This is a genomic window from Deinococcus sp. (assembly GCF_025362455.1).
Classification (GTDB): Bacteria; Deinococcota; Deinococci; order Deinococcales; family Deinococcaceae; genus Deinococcus.
This window is the reverse complement of record NZ_JANYGJ010000226.1, coordinates 22,808-29,486: the sequence shown is the minus strand read 5'-3', so window position 1 is coordinate 29,486 and position 6,679 is coordinate 22,808. Positions and strand designations below refer to the sequence as shown.

The following is a 6,679-nucleotide window of genomic DNA, read 5'->3' as shown; positions in this document are numbered from 1 at the left end:
AACACGGCCCGGCTGCTCGATGCGCCGGGCCGCTCGCTGTGCTGGCGAGGGCGCATGAGGGTTTTACCAGCGCCGGTAAAGTGCTCTGCACCCGCACTGGGCGCTGCGATCTATCATCTTGTCCCCTCCGGCAACATGGTCTGAGCGCCGTGAGTGATGCTCACGCCGGGGCAGTTCTCCCGGCGGTGGTATTACCAACGGCGATGAAGTGAGGCTGCTTCACCTCACCGAAGGGCCGCGCCAAAAACGGGGGGGCAGCACCACCCGCGTTTGAAACGGAAGTGAGTTCAGAGGGCAGCTCGCACCTGAAACAGAGGGTGTCCACCTGCCGGACAGCCCAGCATCATTCACCACTTCTACTTGTGGATGGCTGGCTTGTTTTGGACTGCTAGTTCTTCCGTTTGAAACGGAAGTATTCCAGAGCCTCATGCCCGCGTGCGCGTGGGGCTGCCGCGTCGTCCGAGAAAGACGAAATAATTTCGTCTCTCACGCCCGCGCCCGCGTGGGGCTGCCTCAACTGGATCAAGGCCAAGTCGAATAGCAACCCTCATGCCCGCGCCCGCGTAGGGCTGACACCACCGTTAGGATTACTCACGGTGCGCGAGGTTGTCACACCCGGTTACAACCTCCCCGCTGCCCGACCAATCCCGATTTCAAATCCAGATACTGCCCTGTTCAGGCCCGCCCCTGAAAAGGGTACTCAGCGGGCCGCACGTCATTCTGTGTACCGAGTACCCCGGCCAGCGCCGCATCGAAGCGGCAGGTGGTCGCGTACCAGCCGACCACCCTCACCCCCGCTGCCCGGTCCACTCCATCCGGCAGCGCGGCGCCCGCTTCCAGAGACAGGCGCAGCTCATCCCCGCGCCGGGCCTCATCCCCGAAGTACCCGGCGAAGACCTCCGGCTCAGCGGGCAGTGGGTACGGGGTGCCGTTTGGGGTCACGTTCAGAGCTTGTGCCCACTGATCCGCCGCGCCCTTCGCCGGATGAGCCGAAGGCCAGTTCAGCGCCTGCGCTGCATGGCAGGCGGCTTCCCAGGCCGCGCCGCCCGTCTCCCGTTCCTGTTGCCAGTCTTCGAGGGTCTTAAAGTCGGCTACGCTGAGTCGGGAGAGGGCCGCTGTGGTCTGCTGATCTTTGCGCCCCTCCACCTGGGCAGCCCGTTGCTGGGCCTGGGCTTCGAGCACCGACAGCCGCGCCAGCGTGCCACGCGGCTTCATGCCTTCAGCCTCGCTTGTGCTGTCAGGTACAGCGCTTCGACGCGCTCCGCTTTCTGCGCCACGATGTGCCACAGAATCCGCTCAGCCGCCGCCGGGCTGTACTCTTCGCCCACGATTCTCAGCAAGTGACAGAGGAAGGCTGTGACCTCAGCCGCCGGGACGTGGTTTGCCTCCCACTCCCGCCGCGCTGCTTCGAGCACCGAAAGCCGCCGCGCTTTGCTGCTCACGCTGAGCCGCCGTCAGCAATGGCCCGCAACTCACGCTCTACCCTGGCGGCCAGCCCTGGGAACGCCCGCACCTTCTCGGCACGATCAAAGCGCAGCCACACGGCCAGCTCAGGCCACACACCAGGCTGGATGCGGCGCGGGGGGCGTGCTGCTTCCTTGCTTCGCCGCTGGGCTTCGAGCAGGGTCAACCGCGCCGCCTTGCCGCTCACAGGCCACCTCCAGCCATGACCGCCCGGAGTTCATCGGGGGTCATGGCCTTCAGCTTCGCCCAGTCTTCAAGCGGCAGGGGGGCGCGTGGCCCGCTCATGTAGGCGTCAAATTCTGCATCTGTCAGGCTGCTGGCCCAGGCTTGCCAGCGGGCAGCCTGCCGGTGTTCCAGGGCTTCAAGCCGCTTCCCCTTCGTGCTCACGCGGCCCCCCTGCCCAGTTGTGGGCCGCTGGGCTGAGGCTCGCTGCTGACCGCTTCCAGGGCTGCCAGTCGGGCTTCTAGCTCGCCTACTTCGATGATGCGGGCGTAGGCCGCTGCGCCCTGGGAGATGGCGTGGATAGCTCGGAGGGCGGTGTGGGTGTCCGGCTGGCCTTCAGCGTCCTCAGCGTCCAGCAGATCACCCGCACGGCTCAGGGCACGCCACAAGAGGGCGCGGGCGTCACTCAGGGTGCCAGGGGTGCCGAGTTTCTTCTTTCGCCGGGCCTGCCGGGCTTTGGTGGGGTTGGGGTTCATACTGCACCGCCTATAGAACCGGGGGGGGTCAGGGCCAGGCACAGGGCTTCACGCGCCGTCTGTACGCCCTCCGGGGTGAGGGTGTGGTGTATCAGAAGGCCGCATTCGTGCAACATCTGGGCCGCTTTGTGGTGGTCTTGCGGATGTGGTTCAAGGTGAGCCAGCCAGGCCAGCCAGACGGGGCGCTGATTCAGGGGCAGACAGTCCAGCAGGGCCAGGCCCAGCACGTACCCAGCCGCGTTCATGACCTCACCGTGACCGCATACGCTTCTTCGAGCCGCCGCAAGACATGAACACGGTCACCCGGCCAGCACTCCGCCCAGGCCGTCACGTAGCCGCCCAGGTCGGTCACTAAGCCGCTGGCGAGGTGAGCCACGCCGCCGGGTAACTGGCCCGCCTTCGCCGCGTCCACCATCACGGCCAGGTGTGCGGGCAAGGGCTCGGTGAGTGGCTGAACAGGGCGTGGGCTGAGCGGGGCAGGTTCGGGGACCGCCTTCCCCTCAACTGTGGAGAGCAATACGGGCGGTTCGGTGCTCGCCAGACTCAGCGCGGCCAGCAGCTCGGCTTTACTGGCCCGCACCTCACCCAGCAGCGCCGCCGGGGGGCGCTTGCCGGATAGCTCCAGCCCCCCGGCCTCGCCCAGCACCAGCCGCGCCCCCACCGCGTCGAGCCGGGCGAGTAGGTCCGCCGCCTGGCCGGTCACAGCGACACCACACCCGGCAACTCTTCGCCCTCCAGGGTGTCGGCCAGGTCATCGAGCGTCAGCCGCAGAGGCGACGGCGAAGGTGAAGACACAGGCCGTTTAAGAGAAGGTGTCCCCATTGTCCCCAAGACCTCTCTAAAAATATTAAAGCTGGGGACAGCACTGGGCACCGTGCCAGACGCTCTTCCTTCGCCGTCTGTCCCCATTGTCCCCACTGTCCCCACATTATAGCTATCGAGGTTTATAGGGAGCCTCAGCGCCACGAAACGCAAACGCTGCCCGCGCACGGTGGCTTTGTAGTACGGGCGCACCCGTCCCGGCTTCCCTTCACCGCCGTTCTCCACCTCGCAGCGCATCAGGCCGCGCCCGTGGAAGCGGTCTTTCATGTTGCTGTAGAGCGTCGAGGCGTCCGGCAAGGCTGAGCCTGCCTGACCGCTGACGGCCCGCTGCAACGCGGCGTGCAGGGCGTCCGGTAGGAAGTAGGCCCACTCATCCCCGCCAGACTTCGAGTAGTACCCCAGCAGCTCCGCACCGTGCCGGGTTTTCAGCTCTACGCCCTCGCTGTGCTCGGTGTGCCAGGTCTTCGCCTGCCAGCCCAGCAGCGGGGCCACATCATCCGGCGGCGGCCCCGCCTCTTCCTTCGCCGCGTCTTCGAGAAACACACGGCCCTGGGCCAGCAGCCCGGAGAGGACCGATAGCGCCGCGTCCACCGGGTCGGCGTCTCGCAGGTGTTCCCCCTGGGCCGTTGAGGTGTCTTCCAGTGCGGCCACTACCCGCGCCCACAGCTCGCCCGCCCGGTCTTCCGTGACGGCGCCCAGGTCTACGGCGAAAGTCAGGAAGCAGGCCCAGCCGTAAGCCAGCTCCGCCGCCGCTGGGCCGGTGCGCCCGTGGGCACCCTCGAAGCGCGGGGCCAGGGACCGGGTGAAGGCGCGGTGGGCTGGGCTGCCCACCACCACGGCGCTGTAATGCTGCGCAATGAAGCGCACGTATCCGGCCAGGGCCAGCGCGTACACGCCCTGTCCGGCCAGATCTTCCGCCGCGTGAAAGGCTTCACTCTTCGCCGGGCTGTCAATCAGCTTGCGGGGTACGTCCACCACTACCACCCGCGCCCGGTTGCTGTGGCCGCGTGGCAGAGTCTCACTCGAAGACATGACCGTCCCGCGTGGGAACTTCCCGGTCTGCCGCTTGCCGGTGATGCCCATGCGCCCCCGGCCCGCGCCGTCTGCCACGCCTTGCAGCGTTCGGGTAAGGTTGCCGTGCATCCGGTTTACGTCAGTCTGAGAGCCGCCGGGCTTGAAGTCGTCAATCACTAGCAGCGCATCTTTGACCGCGTGGGCCGCCGCTTCCAGGGCGTTTGCGGTGCTGTTCCAGCCTTCCGGCAGGCGGTGACGGTTCCACCCCTTGCCGTAGTGCGACTGGACCGGCCCCATCAGCGCCGTCTTATGGCGGCCCGTCTCGCCCACCGGCCAGACGGCGAAGTCTGAGCGGCCCAGAGCGGCCCGGTAAGCAGCGCCCAGCACCGGCACGGCCACGGCGTCCGGGGCCAATTCCAGCAGCGCCAGTGAGGCCCGCACGGCGCCGGGCAAGTCACCTTCAGCCGGGTCCGGCAGCGCGTAGGCGTTCAGGCCCGCCCCCAGGTCCACATCCACCCCGGCCACTGCGCCCGCCGCCCCGATCACCGCGCCCGCACTCAGGTAGACGTGGCCGTGTTCAGGGTGCTCAAGCCAGCCGGTATGCGTGTAGACCGTGCGTTCCTCGAAGCCGCGCTGCTCGCTGAGGCGCTGGATAGCTTCGCGGGCCTTGTCTTTCTTGCCCTGGCCGTTGACCACAATGGCGCGGGCGCCCCACTCGCGCACGGCCCAGTTCATGCCGCCGAACTCAGCCGCCGTGACCCGGATGCGGGCCGGGCGCATCGGTTGACCACCTGAGCGGTGCCCTTCCAGCTCGAAGGTGCGGGCCGCCTCGCCCGTGCCGTCCTCTTCCGTGACTTCCGCCGTGATGAAGGCGGCGAAGTTGCACAGCGGCTCTGCGCTTTCGCGGTCCTCGCCTGTCTCTTCGTCCTTCTTCACCGACAAGGCGCACAGCACGCCGCCGCGCAGTCCAAAGCCGCTGCGTTTGGAGGTCCACACGTCCCCGTCTTCGCGGGTAGGTTCCGCTCTAGCCATCTGCGGCGCGTCTTGCATGGCCTGTATCACCTGGGCACCCAGCTCAGCCGCGCTCAGGGTAGGCAACACGTCGCAGGCGTCCCCCGCACCGAACAGCCCGGCGGGCAACTGGTACACCTTCGCGCCCAGGTGGGCGGCCAGCTCCGCCCAGGTCTTGCGGGCCTTCTCACCGGCGGCGTCCCTATCGGCATAGATGTAAACCTCACGGCCCGCCGTCAGGTGCGAGACGTGGGGCAGGGTTTCAGACCCGGCCACGCCCTGCACGCCCACCGCGCCGCCGTAGCCTGCCGCTTCGAGCATCACGGCCACCGCCACCCCGGACAGCTCACCTTCCACCCACACCTCAGACTGAGCCTCAGTCAGCCCAGGGCTGCACCATGCGGGCGTGCCCTGGCCTTTGCCCAGGTAGACGTAGCGGGTCGCCTTCACCGCTTCCAGCTCGCTCTTCTCGCCGGGATTCCTGACCTTGAAAGCCCAGGGCTGAGCGTCTGGCCCCGTCACCTCGAAGAGCACCGCGCCGGGCAGGATGTGGCCCGGCAGGCTGAAGACCTTACCGGGCTTGGTGGGGTCTGTATGTTCCCGGCCCGTCCATGCGTAGGCAGTGAGCAGACCTGACGTAAGGGCCACGCTCAGGCCGCGCCGCGCCAGCTCGCCCAGCTCCGGCCCTTCGTCTTCACCGGTCAACTGGACCCAGCCGCGTAGGCGTTTGGTGCCTTCTACTTCGTCGAGCGGCTTGAGCTTGCCCAGTCGGGTCAGCAGTGAGGCCGCGCCCTTACTGGCCTTCACCGTGGGGCGTGTGCCGTCGCCTGGCCCGGTGTCCACAATCCCGGCCCGCTCGATGAGCAGCCGGGCCGCTTCACCCTTGCCGACATTCAGACAGGACGCGGTGAAGTCGAGGGCGCCACCGATCCGGTCCCCGCCGTGCCGGTTGAAGACCGTCCCACCGCTGCCCACCGACACGCTCAGCGAGGGGTTGTGTTCCTCGAAGCCGGGCCGGAAGTCACAGATCAGCCCGCCGCCGTCCGTCAGGCCGCGCAGCTCAGCACCGGAGTTCACCGACCCGGCCAGCCACTCGCACAGCGGGCGGGGCCGGTTGTTTGGGTGCAGCAGCGCATCATGCAGGGCGCTCACAGGCCCACCGCCGCAAGGCCCAGGGCTTCGAGTGCCGACCACGCCCGGACCCGGTGGGCGTCCATCTGGGCTTCACGGGTCAGCTCGGCATACAAGAGAGGATCACAGGCCCGGCCCTGGGCTTCGAGGGTTCGTAGGGCTTTGGTGCGCTCAGTGATGCGGGCGGTGAGGGTGCGGACTTCTTTCGCCGCGTTTTCGAGGGTGACGGGCTGCCCGTCCAGGTGGAGGAAGCCCAGGGGAAACGCTAGACTGAGGGTGCCTCGCCCGGTCTGCACGCCGGGCGCTTTCATTTGGTCCCCACTCGAAGGGACGCCAGCCAACTTTCAACGTCGTCTATGTAGACCAGAAAGGCCGGGCGGGCTGGGCTGCCCACGTCGTAAGCGGGCAGTTCATGGCTGTTGATGGCCTTGTAGATGCGGTCACGCGGCAGGCTGTAGCGGGCCACGATCTGAGAGGGGCGCAGCGCCACGCGGGCGGGCGGCTGAGTGCTGGGGTATGTCATGAATGGTCCTGTGACC

At 67.6% G+C, this 6,679-nt stretch carries 10 protein-coding genes; all 10 read right to left on the bottom strand.

Going from position 1 to position 6,679, the window contains the following annotated elements:
• Positions 1-675: 675 nt before the first annotated feature.
• The 10 genes from Q0R23_RS15840 to Q0R23_RS15795 all read right to left on the bottom strand — a co-directional run bounded on the left by Q0R23_RS15840 (position 676) and on the right by Q0R23_RS15795 (position 6,663).
• Positions 676-1,215: a hypothetical protein gene (locus Q0R23_RS15840; protein WP_293914519.1), complete on the bottom strand. Its 540-nt coding sequence runs from the start codon at positions 1,213-1,215 to the stop codon at positions 676-678.
• Entirely contained in the window at positions 1,212-1,340 is a 129-nt protein-coding gene (locus Q0R23_RS15835; protein ID WP_293914518.1) for a hypothetical protein, read from the bottom strand. Before Q0R23_RS15835 ends, Q0R23_RS15840 begins: the two co-directional genes overlap by 4 nt.
• A gap of 98 nt (positions 1,341-1,438) precedes the next feature.
• A complete protein-coding gene (locus Q0R23_RS15830) occupies positions 1,439-1,651 on the bottom strand; it encodes a hypothetical protein (RefSeq protein ID WP_293914517.1) in 213 nt (70 codons plus the stop codon).
• Positions 1,648-1,851, bottom strand: a complete 204-nt coding sequence (locus Q0R23_RS15825; RefSeq protein ID WP_293914515.1) for a hypothetical protein — start codon at positions 1,849-1,851, stop codon at positions 1,648-1,650. Before Q0R23_RS15825 ends, Q0R23_RS15830 begins: the two co-directional genes overlap by 4 nt.
• Positions 1,848-2,162 carry a hypothetical protein gene (locus Q0R23_RS15820; protein WP_293914513.1) on the bottom strand — a complete coding sequence of 105 codons (315 nt, stop codon included), beginning with the start codon at positions 2,160-2,162 and terminating at the stop codon, positions 1,848-1,850. The genes Q0R23_RS15825 and Q0R23_RS15820 overlap by 4 nt, the downstream gene beginning before the upstream one ends.
• A complete protein-coding gene (locus tag Q0R23_RS15815) occupies positions 2,159-2,407 on the bottom strand; it encodes a hypothetical protein (RefSeq protein ID WP_293914512.1) in 249 nt (82 codons plus the stop codon). Before Q0R23_RS15815 ends, Q0R23_RS15820 begins: the two co-directional genes overlap by 4 nt.
• Positions 2,404-2,865, bottom strand: coding sequence for a hypothetical protein (locus Q0R23_RS15810; RefSeq protein ID WP_293914510.1), 462 nt, complete (start codon positions 2,863-2,865; stop codon positions 2,404-2,406). The genes Q0R23_RS15815 and Q0R23_RS15810 overlap by 4 nt, the downstream gene beginning before the upstream one ends.
• The gene (locus Q0R23_RS15805) at positions 2,862-6,161 is read right to left on the bottom strand and encodes a DUF927 domain-containing protein (RefSeq protein ID WP_293914508.1); all 3,300 of its coding nucleotides are present in this window, start codon (positions 6,159-6,161) and stop codon (positions 2,862-2,864) included. Before Q0R23_RS15805 ends, Q0R23_RS15810 begins: the two co-directional genes overlap by 4 nt.
• A complete protein-coding gene (locus tag Q0R23_RS15800) occupies positions 6,158-6,451 on the bottom strand; it encodes a hypothetical protein (RefSeq protein ID WP_293914506.1) in 294 nt (97 codons plus the stop codon). The genes Q0R23_RS15805 and Q0R23_RS15800 overlap by 4 nt, the downstream gene beginning before the upstream one ends.
• Positions 6,448-6,663, bottom strand: coding sequence for a hypothetical protein (locus Q0R23_RS15795; RefSeq protein ID WP_293914504.1), 216 nt, complete (start codon positions 6,661-6,663; stop codon positions 6,448-6,450). Before Q0R23_RS15795 ends, Q0R23_RS15800 begins: the two co-directional genes overlap by 4 nt.
• Positions 6,664-6,679 lie beyond the last annotated feature (16 nt).

Bases quoted from the DNA above. Each gene is read 5' to 3' on its own strand.
- Q0R23_RS15795 (WP_293914504.1), bottom strand. From the start codon at position 6,663: ATGACATACCCCAGCACTCAGCCGCCCGCCCGCGTGGCGCTGCGCCCC.
- Q0R23_RS15800 (WP_293914506.1), bottom strand. From the start codon at position 6,451: ATGAAAGCGCCCGGCGTGCAGACCGGGCGAGGCACCCTCAGTCTAGCG.
- Q0R23_RS15840 (WP_293914519.1), bottom strand. From the start codon at position 1,215: ATGAAGCCGCGTGGCACGCTGGCGCGGCTGTCGGTGCTCGAAGCCCAG.
- Q0R23_RS15820 (WP_293914513.1), bottom strand. From the start codon at position 2,162: ATGAACCCCAACCCCACCAAAGCCCGGCAGGCCCGGCGAAAGAAGAAA.
- Q0R23_RS15815 (WP_293914512.1), bottom strand. From the start codon at position 2,407: ATGAACGCGGCTGGGTACGTGCTGGGCCTGGCCCTGCTGGACTGTCTG.